Genomic DNA, 19,676 nt, shown 5'->3' on the forward strand with positions numbered 1-19,676 from the left:
TTCGCCGCGTACTTTCCCCGGCGACCCCCGACACCCACCTTTTCAAGGGAGCCCATGGCGATGACGGTCAACAGCGCGGTCAACGGCGCGCCCGGCGGCGCGGCGGCCTCGCAGGCCCGCGAGCTGCTCGAAAAGGAGCGCCGTACCCACATCGCGGAACTGGAGCTCCTCGCCGGCGAGAGCGCCCCCGACGAGGCCGTCATGGCCCGCCGCGGCACGCTGCAGGGGAACCTGGAGGAGATCGACGCCGCCCTCGCCCGCCTCGGCGACGGCACCTACGGCCTGTGCGAGGACTGCCGCAAGCCCATCCCCGAAGGCCGCCTGGAGATCATCCCGTACGCCCGCCGCTGCGTGAACTGCCAGCAGCGACGACGGTGACCACGGCCACGGCGCCGCCGGACGGCCCGCGCGCCGCCCTCGACCTCGGCAGCAGCCGCATCCGCGCGAGCGTGCCCGCCCTGGACGTGATCGTCGACCGCCCGTCCACGGTCGGCGGCCCCGTCCAGATCACCACCGGGCGCCGCCGCGCCCGCGCGGTCCCGGCCCGCCCCATCGAGCACGGCATGGTCGCCGACGCCGGGGCCTGCACCCGGCTGACCCGCCTGACGCTCATGGAGGCCGACCCCGGCCTGCGCCTGCGGCACGTCCTGCTCGCGGTGCCGTCCGCCGCCAGCGGCATCCAGCTCGGCCGCGCGGCGAACGCCGTCCGCGCGGCCGCCGGCTGCCCCGTGCGGACCATGGAGGCCCCGCTCGCCGCCGTCATCGGCGCCGGCATCGCCGTCGGCGACCCGCGGCCCCGGCTCATCCTCGACATCGGCGCCGGCATCGTCGAGATGGCCGTCGTCATGCGCGGCCGCGTCCACTCCGCGCGGTCCATCCAGTACGTCCCCGACCGGCAGGCCGGCCACCAGGCGCCCCGGCTGCCCGAGCACGTCCGCGAGCGGCTCGCCGCCGGCGTCCAGCACCTGCTGGCCGACCTGCCCGCCCCGCTGCGCCGCACCGCCCGCGACGGCGGCCTCCTGCTCACCGGCGGCGGCGCCCGGCTGCCGTCCCTGCCGGGCCGCCTCACCGCCGAGATCAGCCTCACCATCACCATCGCGCGCGACCCGGCCCGCGCCACCATCCGCGGCCTCGCCCACGCCTGCCGCTCCCCCGACGCCTGGCGCCTCACCCGCGCCTGACCGGCCCGGCGACAGCGCAGGCGACCGGCACGCTACGATACGTCCCGTGCAGTTCCTCATCTACGGGTAGAACGCCCCGCCGCCGCGGACCGCGGCGGCCTCCGGCGCCCCCCGTTAGCCGCCCCCCGCGGGCTTCTCCGAGGAACACCCCCGTGACACCGTCGTACGCGGCCGTCCTGCGCGCGCCGCACGCCTTCCGCACCTTCGCCCTCGCGCTGCTCGGACGCCTGTCCTACGGGACGGTCTTCCTGTCCCTGACGCTGGCGTTCACCGCCGCCACCGGCTCCTACGCCCGCGCCGGCGCGCTCCTGGCGCTGCTCGGCCTCACCGTCTCGGTCCTGTCGCCGCTGCGCGCCGGGCTCATCGACCGGTACGGGCCGCGCCGCGCCCTGCCGCCGATGGCCGCCGCCTACTCCCTCACCCTCGCCGCGCTGGCCGCCCTCACCTGGCGTCCCGGCGCCCCGTTCCCGCTGCTGGCCGCGCTCACCGCCACGGCCGGCGCCGCCATGCCGCCGCTGGGCGTGGTCATGCGGACCCTGTGGAACGTCCTCGTGCCGGACGGTCCGCTGCTGCGGCGCGCCTACAGCCTCGACACCGTCTGCGAGGAACTGGTCTTCGTCGTCGGCCCGCTGCTGGCCGGGCTGCTGACCGCGGTCGCCTCACCGTCCCTCGGGATCGCGCTGAGCGCCGTCCTCGTCATCGCCGGGACCGCCGGCCTGGTCACCTCCCCGGCGGTGGGGCCCGGGCCGCCCGCGCGCCGCCGGGGGCCGCGCGTGCGCGCCGTCCCGCTCGCACCGTCCGCCGCCGCGGCGGCCACCGGCGTGGTGATCGGCTCGGCCGGCCTGCTGGCCGTCGCGTTCACCCGGCACCACCAGCAGCCCGCCGCGGTCGCCTGGGTGGAGGCCGCGCTCGCGGTCGGCAGCACCCTCGGCGGCCTCGCCTACGGCGCGCTGAGCCGCTCCGCGCCGGGACGCGCCCGCCTCGCCGCCCTCCTGTGCCCGCTCGGGATCGCGCTGGCCGCCGCGGGCCTCGCGCCGTCCGTCCTCGCGCTGACCGCGGCGGCGTGCGCGGCCGGGCTGTTCATCGGCCCGACCCTCGCCACCGCCTACCTGATCGCCGACGCGACCGCGCCGCCCGCCGCCCGCACCCGCGCGGCGGCCTGGGTCAACACCGCGCTGAACCTCGGCACCGCCGGCGGGACGGCCGCGACCGGCGTCCTCCTGGACGCGCTGCCCCTGCCGCTCAGCTACGCCCTCGCCGCGGCCCCCGCCGTCGCCGCCGCCGCGGCACTGCGGCTTTTGCCGGAACGGCAACGCGATTCGCCGGAACGAGAACCCTCAGCGCATCATCGGGGCATGGACGAGACCATGAGCAACGCAGACTTCTGGGAAGCCCGCTACGCCGAGCACGACCGCGTCTGGAGCGGCGACCCCAACGCCGTCCTCGTCAAGGAGGCCACCGGCCTGGAGCCGGGCACCGCCCTGGACCTCGGCTGCGGCGAGGGCGCCGACGCCATCTGGCTCGCGCGGCGGGGCTGGCGCGTCACCGGCACCGACATCTCCCGCACCGCCCTCGAGCGCGCCGCGCGCCATGCTGCGGACGCGGGCGTCGCCGACCGCGTCGACTGGCAGCGGCACGACCTCGCCGAGTCCTTCCCCGGCGGGGCCTACGACCTGGTCACCGCCATGTTCCTGCACTCGCTCGACCCGGCGATGCCGCGCGAGGCCATCCTGCGGGAGGCCGCCGCGGCCGTCGCCCCCGGCGGCGTCCTGCTCGTCGCCGGGCACGCCGGGCCGCCGCCCTGGGACCCCGACGCCCACCCGCACCTCCACCTGCCCACCGCCGACGAGGTCCTGGCGTCCCTCGGCCTCCCGGACGGCGCCTGGGACGTGCTGCTCAGCGCCGAGAACGAACGCCTCCAGACCGCCCCGGACGGGACCACGATGACCCGCGTCGACAACGCCCTCAAGATCCGGCGCCGGCCGGCCTGAGCCCGGTCAGGAGCGGGCGGCCCCCTCCATCAGCGCGGTGAACTCCTCCAGGGAGATCTTGCCGTCCCCGTTGGCGTCGGCGGCCACGACCACCTCCACCGCCCGGGTGGAGGTGATGTCCTGGCCGAGCTTGCCCATCAGGTTCTTCAGCTCGGCCGTCGAGATGTAGCCGTCGCCGTCGACGTCCACCAGCTCGAACGTCGCCCTGTAGTCGTCCACGCTCGTCATGGCTGCTCCTTCGTTGATCGATGGCGGGGCGACCGTAGCATCACGCCGACGGCCTTTACACAGTAAGGTCAGGCTTGATCGTCCGGTCCGCCATAATCGGACGGGTGCGCCACTCGCATGAGTTCCTCGACCATCCAGGCCCGATCCCCTTCGCCCACCGCGGTGGCGCGGGGCGACCGGAGAACTCCATGGCGGCCTTCCAGCGCGCCACCGACCTCGGCTACCGCTACCTGGAGACCGACGCCCACGCCACCGCCGACGGCGTCGTGGTCGCCTTCCACGACCGCACGCTGGACCGCGTCACCGACCGCACCGGCGCCGTCTCCCGGCTCCCCTACGCCGAGGTCTCCAAGGCCCGCATCGCCGGCACCGAGCCCATCCCCCGCCTTGAGGACGTCCTCGGCTCCTTCCCGGACGCCCGCGTCAACATCGACCTGAAGGACGCCCACGTCATCGGCCCGCTCGCCGCGACGCTGCACCGCACCAACGCCTGGAACCGGGTGTGCATCACCTCGTTCTCCACCCGCCGCCTGGCCCAGATGCGCGCCCGGCTGCCGCTGTTCACCGACCGCGACGTCTGCACCGCCCTCGGCCCCCGCGGCCTGATGGCGCTGCGCGCCCGCTCCTACGGCGGGCCCGCGGCCAAGCTGGTCCGGCTCGCCTCGACCGGGGTCGCCTGCGCCCAGGTCCCCTACGGCCTCGGGCCCGTCCCGTTCGTCACCGAGGCGTTCATCGACCACGCCCACCGCCTCGGCCTGCAGGTCCACGCCTGGACGGTCAACGACCCCGCCGCGATGAAGCGCCTCCTGGACATCGGCATCGACGGCATCATGACCGACGAGCTCCTGACCCTCCGCCGCATCATGTCCGCCCGCGGACTGTGGCCCCATGCCACCGCCTGAGGAGGCCCGCGTGGCCGCGGACGACGCCTCGGACCCGTCCGGCACGCTCGCCCGCGCCCACGACGACCGCCGGACCGCCCGCCGCGTCCGCCTCGGCGAGCCGCCCGGCGGCCCCGACCCCGAAACCGCGTGGGTGGACACCACCCCGCAGGCCATGGCCGCCGAGCCCCTCGCCGGCCTCCCCGCCCGATTCGCCTGGGCGCTGGACGACCTGCGCGCCCTGGTCTCCGGACGCCCCGTGATCGCCGAGGGCTGCGCCCCGAGCTGGTCGTCCCCGTCGCCGGATCACCCCGGCGCATGGGCGTCATAGTGCCCACCGACGAGTTCCGCGGCCCTAGGCTGCGCATGTCCGGCACAGAAGGGATCGAGATGTCCGCCGACCTCCACCGCCGCGCCGTCGTCGCCGACACCCACAACGATCTGCTGATGGCCGTGGCGGCGCGCCCGCCCGCGCAGTGGGCCGGGTTCTTCCGGGAGCGCTGGCTCCCCCAGCTCCGCGATGGAGGCGTGGACCTGCAGGTCCTCCCCGTCTTCATCGACGACCGGTTCCGGCCGGAGGGGGCGCTGCGCGAGACCCTCCGGATGGTCGAGGCCGCCCACGTGCTCGCCGAGGGCAACGCCGGCGAGGTCGCCCTGTGCCGGAACGGCGAGGACATCGACCGGGCGCTCGCGGACGGGAAGATCGCCCTGGTGCTGGCCCTGGAGAGCGCCCCCGGCCTCGACGCGAACGTGGAACTGTTCTCCACCCTGCACCGGCTGGGCATGCGGGTGGCCTCGATCGCGCACTGGGGCCGCACCCCGCTGGCCGACGGCAGCGGCGAGGACGCCGCCGGCAGCCGCCTCACGGCCGCCGGCGTCGAGGCGGTCGCGGAACTGGAGCGGCTCGGCGTGGTCTTCGACATCTCCCACCTCGGGGCCACCGGCGTCGCCCACGTCCTGGAACTCGCCACCCGCCCGGTCATCGCCACCCACTCCTCGGCCCGGGCCCTGCGCGACCACCACCGCAACCTCACCGACGACCAGCTCCGCGGCATCGCCGCGACCGGCGGCGTGGTGTGCGTCAACTTCGTCGCGGGCTTCCTCGCCGCCGATCCCGAGGGCTACACCGTCGACCGCCTCGTCGACCACATCGAGCACGTGGCCTCCGTCGCGGGGATCGACCACGTCGGCCTCGGCCCCGACTTCGTCCGCGAGGTCAGCCGCGAGCTCACCCCGCCCTGCTGCGAGGACATGAGCGCGCTGGCGGGTTTCGACGTCGGCGCCGCCGTCCCCGGCCTCGACGGCCCGCGCGGCCTGCCCCTGGTCACCGAGGCCCTGCTCCGCCGCGGCCACACCGAGCCCGACATCCGCAAGATCCTCGGCGAGAACGTCCACCATCTCTTCCGCAAGGAGCTCGGCCGCCCCGCCTGACACCGCCGTCCCGCCGGGCACAGCGGACCGCCGACCCGCCGGTCGGCGCCGCTCCTGGTGACGCCCGCGACGCAGGCACGTCTGCAGTTCAGCCGGAGGCCCGAATCAGCGGCTGAAGCCGGGGCGGGTGCCGGGGGCGCGGTACTGGGCCGCGACGCTGAGCGGCGATTCCTCGGGGATGCCGCGCGGGCCCTCGTCCGCGGTGGGGCGGTCGGCCCGGGTCAGGTCGAGCCGGGCGGACCGGACCTGGCGCAGCAGCTCCAGGTCGTCCGCCGAGACGATGCCGGCCACGGTCTTGCCGTGGCGCGTGAGGACGACCTCCTCGCCGCCGTAGACGACCCGGTTCAGAAGCTCCGCGAAGATCTTCCGGGCCTGCGTCACCGCGATTTCCACGCTTTTCATCCTATAGCGAACGTCGCCGGACCGAACTCGCCTGCGCTCTGTACAGAATGTACATTCTGTATCCAGCGATGTGGAGGAGGACTCGATGCGCAGGCAGGCGGCAGAGGACCGGTCCGGGCGAGTGGAGACGTTCACGGGGAGGTCGCGGGCCGCGGTGGCGGAGGTGCCGCAGCTCGCGGACGCGCAGCTGTTCGAGCGGCTGCTCGCGCAGCGGATCGTGTTCCTCGGCAGCGAGATCGACGACCGGGTCGCCAACCGGGTGAACGCGCAGCTGCTGCTCCTCGCTGCGCAGGACGCGCGGCGCGACATCACGATCTACATCAACTCGCCCGGCGGGGTCGTGGACGCCGGCATGGCGATCTACGACATGATGCAGTTCGTCCCGAACGACATATCCACGGTCGCGATGGGCATGGCGGCCTCCATGGGACAGACGCTGCTGTGCGCGGGGACGCGGGGCAAGCGGTTCGCGCTGCGGCACGCGCGGGTGATGATGCACCAGCCGCACGGCGGGATCGGCGGCACCGCGTCCGACATCAAGATCCAGGCGGAGCAGTCGCTCTACCTCAAGCGGACCCTGGCCGAGCGCACCGCGTTCCACACCGGGCAGCCGCTGGAGCAGATCGAGGCCGACGGGGACCGCGACGCGTGGTTCACCGCCGAGGAGGCCCGCGACTACGGCTTCGTCGACCACGTCATCGACAGCACCGACCGGGTGGGCACATGACACGTGCGGAACGGCGCTACCTCGTCCCCGAGTACGAGGAGCAGACGACCTACGGCCGCAAGGACACCAACCCCTACAACAGGCTCTTCGAGGACCGCATCGTCTTCCTCGGGGCGCCGGTGGACGACACCAGCGCCAACGACGTCACCGCGCAGATGCTGGCGCTGGAGGGCATGGACCCCGACCGGCCCATCGCGCTCTACATCAACTCGCCGGGCGGGTCGCTGACGGCGATGCTGGCGATCTGCGACACGATGCGCTACGTCCGGCCCGAGGTCGAGACGACGTGCGTGGGGCAGGCCGGGTCGGCGGCGGCGGTGCTGCTGGCCGCCGGGTCGCCGGGCCGCCGGCAGGCGCTGCGCGGCGCGCGGATCCTGCTGCACGAGCCGGAGATCGAGGTGTCCCGCGGCTACGCCACCGACCTGGACATCCAGGCGCGGGAGGTGCTGCGGCTGCGGGAGCAGACCGAGACGATCCTGGCCGAGGCGACCGGCCGCAGCGCCGCGACGGTGCGGCGCGACCTGGACCGCGAGCGGTACTTCACCGCCGCGGAGGCCAAGGAGTACGGGCTGGTCGACGCGGTGCTCACCTCGCGCTGACCGGCGGGCGGAGCCGCAGGTTCCGCGGCCGCGGCCCCGGGCGGCCGGAAACTGCAGGGTTGGATCACCCCGGGCGAGGGAATCTTGTCGGGGTATTCAGCGTTGGTCAGGGCAAGACCGCAAGCCGTCTGGGAGGCACGTGACGATGGCCGAGCGCGCACTTCGCGGCACCCGACTCGGAGCGACGAGCTACGAGAATGATCGCAACACCGATCTGGCCCCTCGCCAAGAGGTGGACTATACCTGCACGAAGGGCCACCGGTTCACCGTGACGCTCGCCGCCGAGGCCGAGGTGCCGATGACGTGGGAATGCCGCAACTGCGGCGCCACGGCCCTGCGGGTCGACGGGGAGCTGCCGCAAACGAAGAAGGGGAAGCCGCCGCGGACCCACTGGGACATGCTCATGGAGCGCAGGACCGTCGAGGACCTGGAGGAGGTCCTCGCCGAGCGCCTGGAGATTCTGCGGGCGGGACGCCGTAAGTCCGCATAAGCGAACGAGGGAATCTTTTCACGGGCCCGCACCGGCGACGGTGCGGGCCCGTCCCATGCCCGGACGCCGTCAGCGGCCCGTGCGGGGCCGGACGAGGCCGCTCTCGTAGGCGGCGACCACGGCCTGGACGCGGTCGCGGAGGCCGAGCTTGCGCAGGATCCGGCTGACGTGGGTCTTCACCGTCTCCTCCCCCACGACGAGGCGGGCGGCGATCTCGGCGTTGGCCAGTCCCCCGGCGACCAGGCGGAGCACCTCGGTCTCGCGCGGGGTGAGGCCGGCGAGGGCCCCGCTGCCGGGCGGGCGGGGACGCAGCCGCGCGAACTCGCCGATCAGGCGGCGGGTCACGGCCGGGGCCAGCAGCGCCTCCCCCGCGGCCACGACCCGGACGGCGTCGAACAGCCGCTCGGCGGTGACGTCCTTGAGCAGGAACCCGCTGGCGCCCGCGACGAGGGCGTCGTAGACGTGCTCGTCCAGGTCGAACGTGGTCAGCATGAGCACGCGCGGCGGGTCCGGTTCGGCGGTGACGCGGCGGGTGGCCTCGATGCCGTCCATGACGGGCATCCGCACGTCCATCAGCACGACGTCGGGCCGGTGCGCGCGGCAGACCGCGACGGTCTCGGCGCCGTCGGACGCCGTCGCCACGACGGCCAGGTCCGGCTGGGTGCCGAGCAGCGCCCCGAACCCGGCGCGGACGACCTCCTGGTCGTCGGCGACCACCACGCGGACCGTCACGGCGCCTCCAGCGGCAGCGTCGCCTCGACCAGGAACCCGCCGACCGGTCCGGGCCCGGTGCGCAGGTCGCCGCCGACGGCGGCGGCGCGTTCGCGCATCCCGAGCAGCCCGTGCCCGGCGGTCCCCGGGCCGGCCCCCGGACCGGGGCCGGGGCCGTTGTCGCGGACGGTGACCCGCAGCGCGTCGGGCGCGTAGTCGAGCTCCACGTCGACGGCGGCGCCGGGGGCGTGCCGGCGCGCGTTGGTGAGGGCCTCCTGCGCGATCCGGTAGGCGGCGAGCTCCAGCCCGGGGTCGAGGGCGGCGACGTCCCCGCGGACGATCAGCCGGACCCCGGCGGCGCCCGACCCGCGGGACTCGTCGACCAGGTCCAGGAGCTGCTGCAGGCCGGGCTGGGGGCGGCGGGTCGGCTCGGCGCCGGCGTCCTCGCGCAGCACGCCGAGCAGCCGCCGCATCTCGGTGAGCGCGGTGCGGGCGGTGTCGCCGATGGCCAGCAGCCGCTCGGCGCCCTCGGCGGGCATGCCCGGGACGGCGAGCCGCGCCGTCTCGGCCTGCACGGAGATCATCGAGATGTGGTGGGCGACGACGTCGTGCAGCTCGCGGGCGATGCGGGCCCGCTCGCCCCGCGCGGTGTGCTCCAGCAGCGTGCTCTCGAACGCGCGGCGGGACGCGGCGTCCGCGGCGGCCTCGGCGCGCCGGCGCAGGATCCGCCGCCGGACCAGCACCGCCCAGACGGTGCCGAGCGCCACCAGCGCGGCGACGGCGGCACCGCGGTGCAGGACGCACGCCGCGGCGGCCGCGACCGTGATCGTCGCGGCGGCGCCGGTGATCCGGTCGCGGGCCAGGGCGAGCGGCAGCGTCGCGCACACGTCCACCGCGATCGCCAGGGACAGCGCGGCGGGGGACCCGTGCGCGCGCACGACGGCCTCGGCGGCGCCGGCCGCGGCCAGGCAGGCGCCCGCCGCCGGCCACCGCGACCGCCCGCCGATCTCCGCCACGAACGCCATTGTGGCGGGTCCGGCGGCCCGGCCGCGTCCCTCCCGGGAGGGACCCGCGTCCCCCGGCCCGGCCCCGCGAAGACGCCTCCCCGGCGTGACGACGCGGCTGCGGGCCGGTCCGTAGCCTCCCGGAGCATGGAGGCAACCATCGAAGTGCGGGGCCTGCGCAAGCGGTACGGGGCGGCGGTCGCGGTGGACGACCTGTCGTTCACCGCCGGGCCCGGGCAGGTCACCGGGTTCGTCGGCCCGAACGGCGCCGGCAAGTCCACCACCATGCGGATGATCATGGGCCTGGACCGGCCCGACGCCGGGACGGCGCTGGTCGGCGGGAAACCCTACCGGTCGCTGAAGACGCCGCTGTGCCGGCTCGGCGCGATGCTGGACGCCGCGGCGGTGCATCCGGCGCGGCGGGCCCGCGACCACCTGCGCTGGCTCGCGCACGCGGGCGGGCTGCCCGCCCGGCGGGTCGACGAGGTGATCGAGCTGGCCGGGCTGGCGAGCGCGGCGCGGCGGCGGGCCGGCGGGTTCTCGCTCGGCATGCGGCAGCGGCTCGGGATCGCGGCGGCGCTGCTCGGCGACCCGCCGGTGCTGATGTTCGACGAGCCGGTCAACGGCCTGGACCCCGAGGGCATCACCTGGATCCGGGGGCTGCTGCGCTCGCTGGCCGCCGAGGGCCGTGCGGTGCTGGTGTCCAGCCACCTGATGAGCGAGCTGGAGGGCGGCGCCGACCGCCTGGTGGTGATCGGGCGGGGCCGGCTGATCGCCGACACCAGCGTCGCCGACCTCCTGGCCGCCGCGTCCGGCGGGCGGGTCGAGCTGCGCACCGCCGAGCGGCAGGAGGCCATGACGGTGCTGGCCCGCGCGGGCGCCACGGCCACCGCGACCGGGCCGGACGCGGTGACGGTCGCGGGCCTGCCGTCCGAGCGGATCATCGCGCTGCTGACCGGCGCCGGGGTGGCGTTCAGCGGGATCTCCGCGCACCGGGCGACGCTGGAGGAGGCCTACATGGAGCTGACCAGGGACGCGGTGGAGTTCCAGGCCGTGACCGGGCGGGGGGCCCGGTGACCGCCCCCGCTCCCCCCGCGGGGACGCCGTACCGCAGCCGCGTCCGGGCGCGGGCGCGGGACGGGTTCGGGCGGCTGCTGCTGGCCGAGTGGACCAAGCTGCGCACCGTCCCCCGGTGGATGCTGACGCTGCTCGCGTCGGTCCTGCTCACGGTGCTGGTGGCGCTGCTGGCGGCGGCGGGCACCGACTCCACGGGCTCGGGCGGGCAGGCCGCGCCCCCGCGGGCGTCGGCCGTGTTCGATCTCGGGCACTACACCTACCTGCCCCTCGCGGGCGACGGCTCGATCGTCGCCCGGGTCGCGTCCCAGGACGGCGGCGGCGCGTGGGCGAAGGCCGGGCTGATGATCCGGGGCAGCGCGCGGCACGGCACCCCCTACGCGGCGCTGATGGTGACGCCGGGCCACGGCGTGCGGCTGCAGACCGGCTACGAGAGCGGCGGGCAGGGCGGCGGGGCGGCGGCCACGCCGCGCTGGCTGAAGCTGGCCCGCACCGGCACGACCGTGACCGGCTACGACTCCCCCGACGGCCGGGCCTGGCACCGCGTCGGGTCGGTCCGCCTGGAGGGGCTGCCGGAGCAGGCCCTGGCGGGCATGTTCGCGGCCGCGCCCGACCAGGTGCGGGTGCAGCGGCAGTTCGGCGGCGAGAGCGTCTCCGGCAGCCCCGGCGCGACCCGCGCGACGTTCGACCACGTGTCGGTCTCCCCGGCGGCGCCGGGCGCGTCCTGGCGCGACCGGGGAGCACCGGGCGGGCCGGCCTCCGACCCGGGCGCCGACGGCCGCACCGAGTCCGCCGGGACGTTCACGCTGAAGGGCACCGGCGACATCGGCCCCGACGAGTTCGCCGACGACATCACCCGGACCACGCTGACCGGCGTGCTGATCGGGCAGGCGGCCATCGTCGCGCTCGCGGTGCTGTCCATGACGGCCGAGTTCCGCCGCGGGATGCTGCGCACGACGTTCGCGGCCTCCCCGCGCCGCGGCCGCGTCCTCGCGGCCAAGGCGGCCGTCGTGGGGGCGGCGTCGCTGGCGGCCGGGCTCGCGGCGGCGTTCGGCGCGGTGCTGCTGGCCGGGCCGGTGCTCCGCTCGCACGGCATGGCGCCGCCGCCGCTGTCGGACGGCGCGGTGCTGCGCGCGGTCCTCGGCACGGGCGCGCTGCTCGGTGTCGTCGCGGTGCTCTCCCTGTCCGTCGCGGTGATCGTGCGGCGCAGCGCGCCCGCGATCACGATCGTGCTGCTGCTCCTGCTCGTCCCGCAGATCGTCGCGACCGGGCTGCCGCTGTCGGCGGCGCGGTGGCTGGAGCGCCTCACCCCGGCCGCCGGGTTCGCGGTCCAGCGGACCGTCCCGCGGTTCGACCAGGCCATCGCCCCGTGGGCCGGGTTCGGGGTCCTGTGCGCCTACACGGCGGCCGCGCTGGCGCTGGCGGCCTGGCTGATCCGGAAGAGGGACGCGTGAAGGCCCTGCACGCCGAGTGGACGAAGCTGCGGACGCTGCCGAGCACCTGGTGGGTCCTCGCGGCCCTGGCGGGCCTCACGGCCGCCGTGGGCGCCGCCGTGACCGGCTCCGTCGACACCGCGCACTGCCCGAGCCCCGCCGGCTGCCTGGAGGACACGCCGAAGCTGGCGCTGTCGGGCGTCCAGATCGGCCAGGTCCCCGCCGTCGTGCTCGGCGTGCTGGCGGTCGGCGGCGAGTACGCCACCGGGACGATCGCGGCGACGCTGGCCGCCGTCCCCCGCCGGGCCGCGGTGCTGGCCGCCAAGGCCGCCGTCGTCGCGGGGGCCGTCGCCGCCGCCGGGACGGCCGGGGTGCTGGCGTCGCTGGCGGCCGGGCGGGGCCTGCTGCCCGGCGGCGGGTTCACGGCCGCGAACGGCTACCCGCCGCTGTCCCCGCTGGACGGCCCGACGGCGCGCGCCGCGGCCGGCACCGTGCTGTACCTGGTACTGGTGGCGCTGCTGGCGCTCGGGGTGGGGACGGCGCTGCGGGAGCAGGCGGCGGCGATCACGGCGGTGCTGGCGCTGCTGTGGATCGTCCCGGTGGTCACCCGGCTCGCGGCGAACCCCGCCTGGCAGGACCGGCTGGAGAAGGCGGCGCCGATGCCGGCCGGCCTCGCCGTGCAGGCGACGCGGAACCTGGACCTGCTGCCGATCGGGCCGTGGCAGGGCCTCGGCGTCCTCGCCGGGTACGCGGCGGCCGCGCTGCTGGCGGGCGGCGCCCTGCTCGCCGCCCGGGACGCCTAGCCGCCCGGGCGCGCCCGCTCAGGGGCGCCGTCAGGGGTGCCGCTCAGGCGCGCGACGCCGTGTCGTCGTCCTCGCGGATGACCTCGCCGCGGACCACCGGTCCCGGCGGGGTCTCCACGCGCTCGGGGCCGGGACCCCGGCCGAACGGGTCGAACCCGGCGCCGGGGCCGGGCGGGAACACGGTCGCGGCCCGCTCCTCGGCGGCCCGCAGCCGCCGCGCGGCGAACGCCGACAGCGCCCGCCGGACGAGGGGCCGGGTGAACGGCAGCACGAGCACCAGCCCGACCGCGTCGGTGACGAAGCCGGGGAACAGCAGCAGCATCCCGCCGGCCATCACCAGCGCGGCGTCGCCGAGTTCGCGGTCCTGCAGGACGCCGGTGCGGACGGTGTCGTGGAGCGCACCGAACGCGCGGCGGCCCTCCCGCCGGACGAGCCACGCCCCGAGCACGGTCTCGGCGGCCAGCAGCCCGATCACGGGCCAAACGCCGATCGCCCCGCCGACCAGGATCAGCACGAAGATCTCCAGGGCGGGCACGGCCAGGAACGCCAGGAGGATCAGCAGCGGCAGCATGGCTCCATTTTCGGGTCGTCGCACGAGCTCTCCCCTGTACAACGCCGGGACGGGCCCGTTCGTTTCCCCGCGGGCCCCGGTGTCCGCCGGCGCCGGTGCCCCTCAGCGGGGCGGGCGGATCTTGCCGACGCGGTCGGCCATGCCCCACTGGGTGATGCGCAGCGCCGCCTCGGCCATCACGTCCCGGCTCATCTTGCTGGTGCCGTGCTCGCGCTCGACGAAGGTGATCGGCACCTCCACGACCCGCAGGCCCTGCCGCAGCGCGCGCAGCGCCAGGTCGATCTGGAAGCAGTAGCCGCGCGAGTCGACCTCCTCCAGCCCGATCTTCGCCAGCGTCGCGGCGCGGAACGCCCGGTACCCGGCGGTGGCGTCGTGCAGCGGGATGCCGAGCATCAGCCGGGCGTAGGTGTTGGCGCCGCGCGACAGCGCCTCGCGCCGCTTGGGCCAGTTGCGGACCTTGCCCCCGGGCACCCAGCGGGCGCCGATGACCAGGTCGGCGTCCTCCAGCGCGGCCAGCAGCCGCGGCAGCTCCTCCGGCTGGTGGGAGCCGTCGGCGTCCATCTCGACCATGACGTCGTAGCCGTGCTCGGCGGCCCAGCGGAACCCGGCGATGTAAGCCGGGCCGAGCCCGTCCTTGCCCTCGCGGTGCAGGACCTTGAGCTGGTCGTCCTTCTCGGCCATCGCGTCGGCGAGGTCGCCGGTGCCGTCGGGGCTGGCGTCGTCGACCACCAGGACGTCCACCGACGGGACGGCCTTGCGCACCCGGGCGGTGATGCGCTCGATGTTGTCCCGCTCGTTGTAGGTCGGGATGATCACGAGCACCCGGCCGAGGTCGGCTGGGATCTCCATCGGTGTCAATTCCCCTCGTTCTTCCTGGCTGTCCATGCCCCCGCGAGGACCGCGCCGAGCGCGAGCGCCGCGAGCGCCCACTCCGGCGCCTCCCCGAGGCGGTCCGACAGCGTCCGCGCGGTGCGCGCCGGGACGGTCCGGACCTGGATGTCGGGGACGAACTCGCGGGACTCCGCGAGCATCCGGCCGTCCGGCGCGACGATGGCGCTGATCCCGCTGGTCGCCGCAACCAAGATCGTACGACCATGTTCGACCGCGCGCAGCCGGGACATCGCGATCTGCTGCGGGGGCAGGCTGGTGCGGCCGTAGGTGGCGTTGTTGGTCTGCACGACCAGGACGTCCCCGCGCGCCACGTCGCGGACCTCCTTGTCGTAGGCCACCTCGAAGCAGATCACGTCGCCGACGTCCACCGGCCCGAGCCGCATCACGCCCGAGCGGGTGCCCTTGGCGAAGTCGCGCGGGATCCGCTCGAACCGGGTGATCAGCTTGGTCAGGACGTCGCGGAACGGCAGGTACTCCCCGAACGGAACCGGGTGCCGCTTGACGTAGTAGTCGCCGGGGCCGGACTCCGGGTCCCAGACGATGCCGCGGTTCTCGACCTTCTCCCCGTCGGGGGTGTCGGTGAGGGCGCCGACCAGGACGGGGACGCCGACGTCCTTCACGGCGCCGTCGATGGCGTTGTAGGCGTCCGGCTCCTCGTAGGGGTCGAGGTCGCTGGCGTTCTCGGGCCACACCACCAGCGCGGGCTTGGCGACCTTGCCGGCGCGGACCTGCGCGGCCAGCTCGTGGGTGGCCTTGACGTGGTTGTTCAGGACGGCCTTGCGCTGGCCGAGGAAGTCCAGGCCGAGGCGCGGCACGTTGCCCTGGATCACGGCGACCGTGACGGGCCGGCCGGAGGCCGGGGTGGGGATCAGCAGCCCGCCGCCCGTGACGGCGGCGACCAGCGCGAGGGCGCCCGCGGCCGGCAGGAGCAGGCGGCGCGGGCCGGGGGCCCCGTCGCGGCCGGGTTCGGACGCCCGGGCATCACGGCGGGCACGGTGGGCGCGGTGGGCGCGGTGGGCCGCGACGGCGGCGTAGGCGAGCAGCCCGCCGAGCAGCGCGGTCAGGAACGTCACCAGCGGCGCGCCGCCGTAGGACGCGTACGGGGTCAGCGGCGTGGCGGTCTGGCTGAACGCCAGCCGCGCCCACGGGAACCCGCCGAAGGGGACGCGGCCGCGGACCGCCTCCTCGGCGACCCACAGCGCGGCCGTCCAGACCGGCCAGCCGGGCAGCCGGGAGGCGACGGCGATCCCGGCGCCCATCGGCAGGAAGTAGGCGGCCTGGACGAGGCTGAGGATGATCCAGCCGTCCGGGCCGATCCGGGAGATGCCCTCCAGGACGGGGATGAAGAACGCGGCGCCGGCGACGAACGCCAGCCAGGCGCCGGTGCGGGGCCGCTGCCCGCGCAGCACGAGCGTCAGCAGCGCGACGCCGGCGGGCGCGAGGAAGGTGAGGTCGATCGGCGGGAACGCGAGCCACAGGGTGAGCCCGGCGGCCGCGGCCAGCAGGGTGCGGGGCCAGCCCGCGCGGCCGCCGCGGCGCAGGCCGGCGCCGAGCCGGCTCAGCCGGCCGCTCGGCTCCCCGCCGCCGGGTGCGCCGTCCGGGCCCCCGCCGGGGCCCCGGGCCGGCGACCGGTCCGGGAGGGTCTCCTGGGCCACGTCCCCACCTCGTTCGCTCGTTCCCTCCCCGGAACGCTACCGGGCGCGGGCGCCCGCGGCGACCACGGCCCGTGCGCGCGGCCCGTGCGCGGGCGGAGGGGGCTCGGGAGAGGGCGCGGGCGGGCGCGCGGACACGGAAGAGGGCCCGCGACATCCGTCGGGCCGGAGTCGTCTCACAGGCGGTGAGAGCGAGGCTCCGTTTTCTACTGGATGTCCGGGCCCTTCCCGGGTCCAACCCCCCGCGCGATCGGGCGGCTCCGTCCGGGTCCGCTCCCGGCGCACCGCACTGGTTGAGGCGGGCACGTTGCCGACCACTCGCGTGATCCCCGTCCCCGTCGTGCTGCGGTGCCCGGCGGCGCCTCGGGCGGCCGATCGGTGAGTCCCGTGCTGGACTGCAGCAAAACTACCGGCTCACGGCCCGGTGTCAACCGCGCCATGTTCTGCGGTGACACCCTGTCACCGCAGGTCAACGCCATGATCACCGACCCGGGAAATCGGCCCCGAAGATCGGCGATCATGGCGTGGCGGTTTCAGTGGCCGTGCGGTCGGCCGCCCGGCGCGGCGACGACCACGGTGCCGGTCGCGGTGACCGCGACGATCGGCTCCGCGAGCACCTCGGCGGCCGACTCCCCCCTGTCGGGCCGGCCCCGGCACACCACGCGGGCCTCGAACGCCATCGCGCGGCTGCGGGTGCCGGCGCGGACCAGGACGGCGGTGGTCTCCAGGACGTCCCCGGCCTTGACCGGCGCCCGGAACTGGACGTCGGTGTAGGAGGCGAACAGGCCCTCGTCGCCGTCGGTGCGGATGCACAGCTCGGTCGCCGCGTCCCCGAACAGCCCGAGGACGTAGGCGCCGTCCACCAGGTCGCCCGCGTAGTGGGCGTGGGAGTAGGGGACGTAGCGGCGGTGGGTGACGGCCGTCCCCTCGCGCGGATCACTCATCGTCGGTCTCTCCCTCGGTGCCGGGGTGCGGGCGGTCGGGCAGCAGGGCGTGGACGAGGTAGCTGGCGACCTCGGCGGGCGTGGTGCCCTTGCCGAAGATCCGGTCGACGCCGAGGTCGGCCTCGGTGACGGTGTCGAACCGGGGGCCGCCGACCACCAGCAGCGGGCGGCCCACCCCGCCGGCGACGGCGGTCGGGTACTCGCCGTGGAACGCGGCGGCCATCTGCTTGGTGTTGTGCAGGTGGGCGTTGCGCTGGGTGACGACCTGGGAGACCAGGACGGCGTCGGCGTTCTCGGCCTTGGCGCGCTCTACCAGCTCCTCGACGGTGACCTGGGCGCCCATGTTCACGACCTGGATCTCCCGGTAGTACTCCAGGCCCTTCTCCCCCGCGAACCCCTTGACGTTCAGGATCGCGTCGATGCCGACGGTGTGCGCGTCGGTGCCGATGCAGGCGCCGACGACGACCAGCCGCCGGTTCAGCCCCTCGCGGATCGCCAGGTTGACCTCCTGCGAGGTCAGCAGCGGGTACGCGCGCTCCTCCGGGACGGGGATGGACGCGTAGTCGATCAGGTGCCGCACCTTCCCGTACACGATGAAGAAGGTGAAGTCGGGCCCCATGGGCTTGGCGTGCACGACGCTGGCGGGGTCCAGCCCCATCTTCCCGGCGAGCTGCAGGGCGGCGGCGTCGGCGCGCTTGCCGGCGGGGACGGGCAGCGTGAACGACATCTGCACCATCCCGTCGCCGGTCGTGTCGCCGTAGGGGCGGATGACCTGCCGGGTGTCGGCGGGTTCGGCCGGGGTCCCCGGCGGGGTCTGCGTGCCGGTTCCGGCGCTCTCGACCGTCATGCGGGCACCTCCTGCTCGGCGTCGGCGTGGGCGGCGTGCGGGTCCTCGGTGTCGAGGATCTCGATCGCGGGGTTGAAGTAGCCGTCGGCGCGCGGGACGACGCCGTCCAGGCCCTTGCCGCCGTCGGGCGGGCGGCGGGTGACGCCGAACGTGCCCTCGGCGATCGCCTCCAGCAGCCCGTCGTCGGCGATCCGGCCCAGCAGGTCGACCGACTCCGACAGGACCTGCTTGGCGCGCTGGACGAGCATCCCGTCCGGGCGGGGCATGAAGTCCTCGGCGAGGTTCCCGCACGCGTCGCGGACGTAGCGGACGTTCTCCAGCGCCAGGTCGCGGTCCGACAGCCACGGGGTGTGGATGCCCTCGGTCATCATCCCGATCAGGATGATCGACTGGCCGGTCATCACGCCGGCGAGGTTGAAGAAGGCGTCCAGCAGGTAGCCGGCGAAGATGTTGCCGGTCATGTGCTTGGTCGGCGGCATGTACTTCAGCGGCGCGCCGGGGAACAGCTCGCGGACGAGCTGGGCGTGCGCGAGCTCCAGCCGGAACGACTCGGGGATCGCCGGGTTGATCTCGAAGGCGTGCCCGAGGCCGAGCTGGGCGTCGGTGAGGCCCGCCTCGTGCCCGAACCGCTCGTTCAGCAGCTGGCTGACGACCACGGTGTGCGCGGCGTCGACCGCGTCGGCGGTGGTGAGGTAGTTGTCCTCGCCGGTGTTGATGACGATGCCGGCGCGGGCGTGGATCTGCCGGGAGAAGCGCTGGTCGATGAACGTCCGGCGCGGGTTGATGTCGCGGAAGATGATCCCGTACATGCAGTCGTTCAGCATCATGTCCAGGCGCTCCAGCCCGGCGAGCGTCGCGATCTCCGGCATGCACAGCCCGGACGCGTAGTTGGTCAGCCGCACGTAGCGGCCGAGTTCGCGGGAGACGTCGTCCAGCGCGGCGCGCATCAGCCGGAAGTTCTCGCGGGTGGCGTAGGTGCCGGCGTAGCCCTCGCGGGTGGCGCCCTCGGGGACGAAGTCCAGCAGCGACTGGCCGGTGGAGCGGATCACCGCGACGACGTCGGCGCCCTCGCGCGCGGCGGCCTGCGCCTGCGGGACGTCCTCGTAGATGTCGCCGGTCGCGACGATCAGGTAGACCAGCGGGCGCGGCGGGTCGGCCGCGTCGGGGGTCGGCAGCTCGGCCATCAGCCGGTCGCGCTCGGCGCGGCGCCGGTCGATGCGGGCCATGCCGCCGCGCGCGGCCTCGCCGGCCGCCTTGCGGGCGTGGTCGGCGTCGGTGCCGGACGGGAGCCGGAACGACACCCGGCCGCGCGCGGCCGCCTGCGCGAGGTCGCCGAGGGTGGCGTGCGGGCCGGTCAGCAGCGCGTCCCAGACCGGGAGCGCGAGGCCGTGCTCGAGGCCGACCTGGGCGCGGACGGCGTCGGCGAGGTGGTTCGCCCAGGGGCGCCCCTCGTCGTCGGCGCCGGTGAGGCCCGCCAGGCGCAGCAGCGCCCGCTCAACCGAGACGGTCGTATGGGAGCGGGCCATGCCGATGATCGGCTCGGCGGCCCGGGCGGCGAGCCGCCGGGCGGTGCGCACCACCTCCGGGTCGAGGTCCAGCTTTCCCTGCGGCGCCATTGCCGTCTCCCCTCACGCAGCCGCCCCTCTCAGGCCGGGTCCGAACAATCATCCTTCACACCGGGTTCTCTACGGGAGATCTTCCGGCATGAACACCGTATTTCACAAGAACTAGCACCAGAACTCGCCGGACTCCCGTCCCCGCACCGATCACCTTCCCTGGCCGGGCGGTCATGTCACCCGCAGGTGACGGTCATCGC

Annotated in this window: 22 protein-coding genes; 12 read left to right on the plus strand and 10 right to left on the minus strand. The window is 75.4% G+C overall.

Going from position 1 to position 19,676, the window contains the following annotated elements; genetic code table 11:
• The first annotated feature begins 60 nt into the window (after positions 1–60).
• The 3 genes from ABFX46_RS18155 (at position 61) to ABFX46_RS18165 (ending at position 3,172) form a co-directional block, all read left to right on the plus strand.
• Positions 61–378 (plus strand): TraR/DksA family transcriptional regulator, encoded by a 318-nt coding sequence (locus ABFX46_RS18155; RefSeq protein WP_346043520.1) that lies wholly within the window; start codon positions 61–63, stop codon positions 376–378.
• A complete protein-coding gene (locus ABFX46_RS18160) occupies positions 375–1,181 on the plus strand; it encodes a rod shape-determining protein (RefSeq protein ID WP_346043522.1) in 807 nt (268 codons plus the stop codon). The genes ABFX46_RS18155 and ABFX46_RS18160 overlap by 4 nt, the downstream gene beginning before the upstream one ends.
• A 152-nt stretch (positions 1,182–1,333) precedes the next feature.
• Positions 1,334–3,172, plus strand: a complete 1,839-nt coding sequence (locus ABFX46_RS18165) for an MFS transporter (RefSeq protein WP_346043523.1) — start codon at positions 1,334–1,336, stop codon at positions 3,170–3,172.
• A gap of 6 nt (positions 3,173–3,178) precedes the next feature.
• Here ABFX46_RS18165 and ABFX46_RS18170 read toward each other — a convergent pair whose 3' ends face one another.
• Positions 3,179–3,400 (minus strand): EF-hand domain-containing protein, encoded by a 222-nt coding sequence (locus tag ABFX46_RS18170; protein ID WP_346043524.1) that lies wholly within the window; start codon positions 3,398–3,400, stop codon positions 3,179–3,181.
• 104 nt (positions 3,401–3,504) lie between these two features.
• Here ABFX46_RS18170 and ABFX46_RS18175 point away from each other — a divergent pair, with 104 nt between their 5' ends.
• The 3 genes from ABFX46_RS18175 to ABFX46_RS18185 are packed head-to-tail and all read left to right on the plus strand — an operon-like array spanning position 3,505 to position 5,712.
• Positions 3,505–4,302: a glycerophosphodiester phosphodiesterase family protein gene (locus ABFX46_RS18175; protein WP_346043526.1), complete on the plus strand. Its 798-nt coding sequence runs from the start codon at positions 3,505–3,507 to the stop codon at positions 4,300–4,302.
• Between the two features lie 10 nt (positions 4,303–4,312).
• Entirely contained in the window at positions 4,313–4,612 is a 300-nt protein-coding gene (locus ABFX46_RS18180) for a hypothetical protein (protein WP_346043528.1), read from the plus strand.
• A gap of 35 nt (positions 4,613–4,647) precedes the next feature.
• Positions 4,648–5,712: a dipeptidase gene (locus tag ABFX46_RS18185; protein ID WP_346043530.1), complete on the plus strand. Its 1,065-nt coding sequence runs from the start codon at positions 4,648–4,650 to the stop codon at positions 5,710–5,712.
• A gap of 105 nt (positions 5,713–5,817) precedes the next feature.
• On the opposite strand, the gene ABFX46_RS18190 is transcribed toward ABFX46_RS18185, so the two are convergent.
• Positions 5,818–6,105: a type II toxin-antitoxin system Phd/YefM family antitoxin gene (locus ABFX46_RS18190; protein WP_346043531.1), complete on the minus strand. Its 288-nt coding sequence runs from the start codon at positions 6,103–6,105 to the stop codon at positions 5,818–5,820.
• A gap of 94 nt (positions 6,106–6,199) precedes the next feature.
• Here ABFX46_RS18190 and ABFX46_RS18195 point away from each other — a divergent pair, with 94 nt between their 5' ends.
• From ABFX46_RS18195 to ABFX46_RS18205, 3 genes are all read left to right on the plus strand, one after another.
• A complete protein-coding gene (locus ABFX46_RS18195; protein ID WP_346043533.1) occupies positions 6,200–6,841 on the plus strand; it encodes a ClpP family protease in 642 nt (213 codons plus the stop codon).
• Complete coding sequence (locus tag ABFX46_RS18200; RefSeq protein ID WP_346043535.1) at positions 6,838–7,440, plus strand: ATP-dependent Clp protease proteolytic subunit; 603 nt, start codon at positions 6,838–6,840, stop codon at positions 7,438–7,440. The genes ABFX46_RS18195 and ABFX46_RS18200 overlap by 4 nt, the downstream gene beginning before the upstream one ends.
• 145 nt (positions 7,441–7,585) lie before the next feature.
• Entirely contained in the window at positions 7,586–7,930 is a 345-nt protein-coding gene (locus ABFX46_RS18205) for an RNA polymerase-binding protein RbpA (RefSeq protein ID WP_067638127.1), read from the plus strand.
• Positions 7,931–7,999: 69 nt separating this feature from the next.
• Here ABFX46_RS18205 and ABFX46_RS18210 read toward each other — a convergent pair whose 3' ends face one another.
• The gene (locus tag ABFX46_RS18210; protein ID WP_346043537.1) at positions 8,000–8,662 is read right to left on the minus strand and encodes a response regulator; all 663 of its coding nucleotides are present in this window, start codon (positions 8,660–8,662) and stop codon (positions 8,000–8,002) included.
• Entirely contained in the window at positions 8,659–9,657 is a 999-nt protein-coding gene (locus tag ABFX46_RS18215) for a sensor histidine kinase (protein ID WP_346043538.1), read from the minus strand. The genes ABFX46_RS18210 and ABFX46_RS18215 overlap by 4 nt, the downstream gene beginning before the upstream one ends.
• Positions 9,658–9,792: 135 nt before the next feature.
• Here ABFX46_RS18215 and ABFX46_RS18220 point away from each other — a divergent pair, with 135 nt between their 5' ends.
• Genes ABFX46_RS18220 through ABFX46_RS18230 form a run of 3 tightly spaced genes read left to right on the plus strand, consistent with a single transcriptional unit; the run spans position 9,793 to position 12,955 of the window.
• Entirely contained in the window at positions 9,793–10,722 is a 930-nt protein-coding gene (locus ABFX46_RS18220; protein ID WP_346043540.1) for an ABC transporter ATP-binding protein, read from the plus strand.
• On the plus strand, positions 10,719–12,173 hold the full coding sequence (locus ABFX46_RS18225; RefSeq protein WP_346043542.1) for a DUF1349 domain-containing protein: 1,455 nt from the start codon (positions 10,719–10,721) through the stop codon (positions 12,171–12,173). The genes ABFX46_RS18220 and ABFX46_RS18225 overlap by 4 nt, the downstream gene beginning before the upstream one ends.
• Positions 12,170–12,955 carry an ABC transporter permease subunit gene (locus ABFX46_RS18230; RefSeq protein WP_346043543.1) on the plus strand — a complete coding sequence of 262 codons (786 nt, stop codon included), beginning with the start codon at positions 12,170–12,172 and terminating at the stop codon, positions 12,953–12,955. Before ABFX46_RS18225 ends, ABFX46_RS18230 begins: the two co-directional genes overlap by 4 nt.
• Before the next feature lie 43 nt (positions 12,956–12,998).
• On the opposite strand, the gene ABFX46_RS18235 is transcribed toward ABFX46_RS18230, so the two are convergent.
• The 6 genes from ABFX46_RS18235 to kamD form a co-directional block, all read right to left on the minus strand.
• Positions 12,999–13,526, minus strand: coding sequence for an FxsA family protein (locus ABFX46_RS18235; RefSeq protein WP_346043545.1), 528 nt, complete (start codon positions 13,524–13,526; stop codon positions 12,999–13,001).
• Between the two features lie 102 nt (positions 13,527–13,628).
• The gene (locus ABFX46_RS18240) at positions 13,629–14,375 is read right to left on the minus strand and encodes a polyprenol monophosphomannose synthase (protein ID WP_346043547.1); all 747 of its coding nucleotides are present in this window, start codon (positions 14,373–14,375) and stop codon (positions 13,629–13,631) included.
• Positions 14,376–14,380: 5 nt separating this feature from the next.
• Positions 14,381–16,072, minus strand: a complete 1,692-nt coding sequence (lnt, locus tag ABFX46_RS18245) for an apolipoprotein N-acyltransferase (protein WP_346043549.1) — start codon at positions 16,070–16,072, stop codon at positions 14,381–14,383.
• A gap of 530 nt (positions 16,073–16,602) precedes the next feature.
• Positions 16,603–17,013, minus strand: a complete 411-nt coding sequence (gene kal / locus ABFX46_RS18250) for a 3-aminobutyryl-CoA ammonia lyase (protein ID WP_346043551.1) — start codon at positions 17,011–17,013, stop codon at positions 16,603–16,605.
• Positions 17,006–17,860, minus strand: coding sequence for a lysine 5,6-aminomutase subunit beta (gene kamE / locus ABFX46_RS18255; protein ID WP_346043553.1), 855 nt, complete (start codon positions 17,858–17,860; stop codon positions 17,006–17,008). The genes kal and kamE overlap by 8 nt, the downstream gene beginning before the upstream one ends.
• Positions 17,857–19,476: a lysine 5,6-aminomutase subunit alpha gene (gene kamD / locus ABFX46_RS18260; protein WP_346043554.1), complete on the minus strand. Its 1,620-nt coding sequence runs from the start codon at positions 19,474–19,476 to the stop codon at positions 17,857–17,859. The genes kamE and kamD overlap by 4 nt, the downstream gene beginning before the upstream one ends.
• Positions 19,477–19,676 lie beyond the last annotated feature (200 nt).

Source organism: Actinomadura chokoriensis, from assembly GCF_039529475.1.
Lineage (GTDB): Bacteria > Actinomycetota > Actinomycetes > Streptosporangiales > Streptosporangiaceae > Spirillospora > Spirillospora bangladeshensis.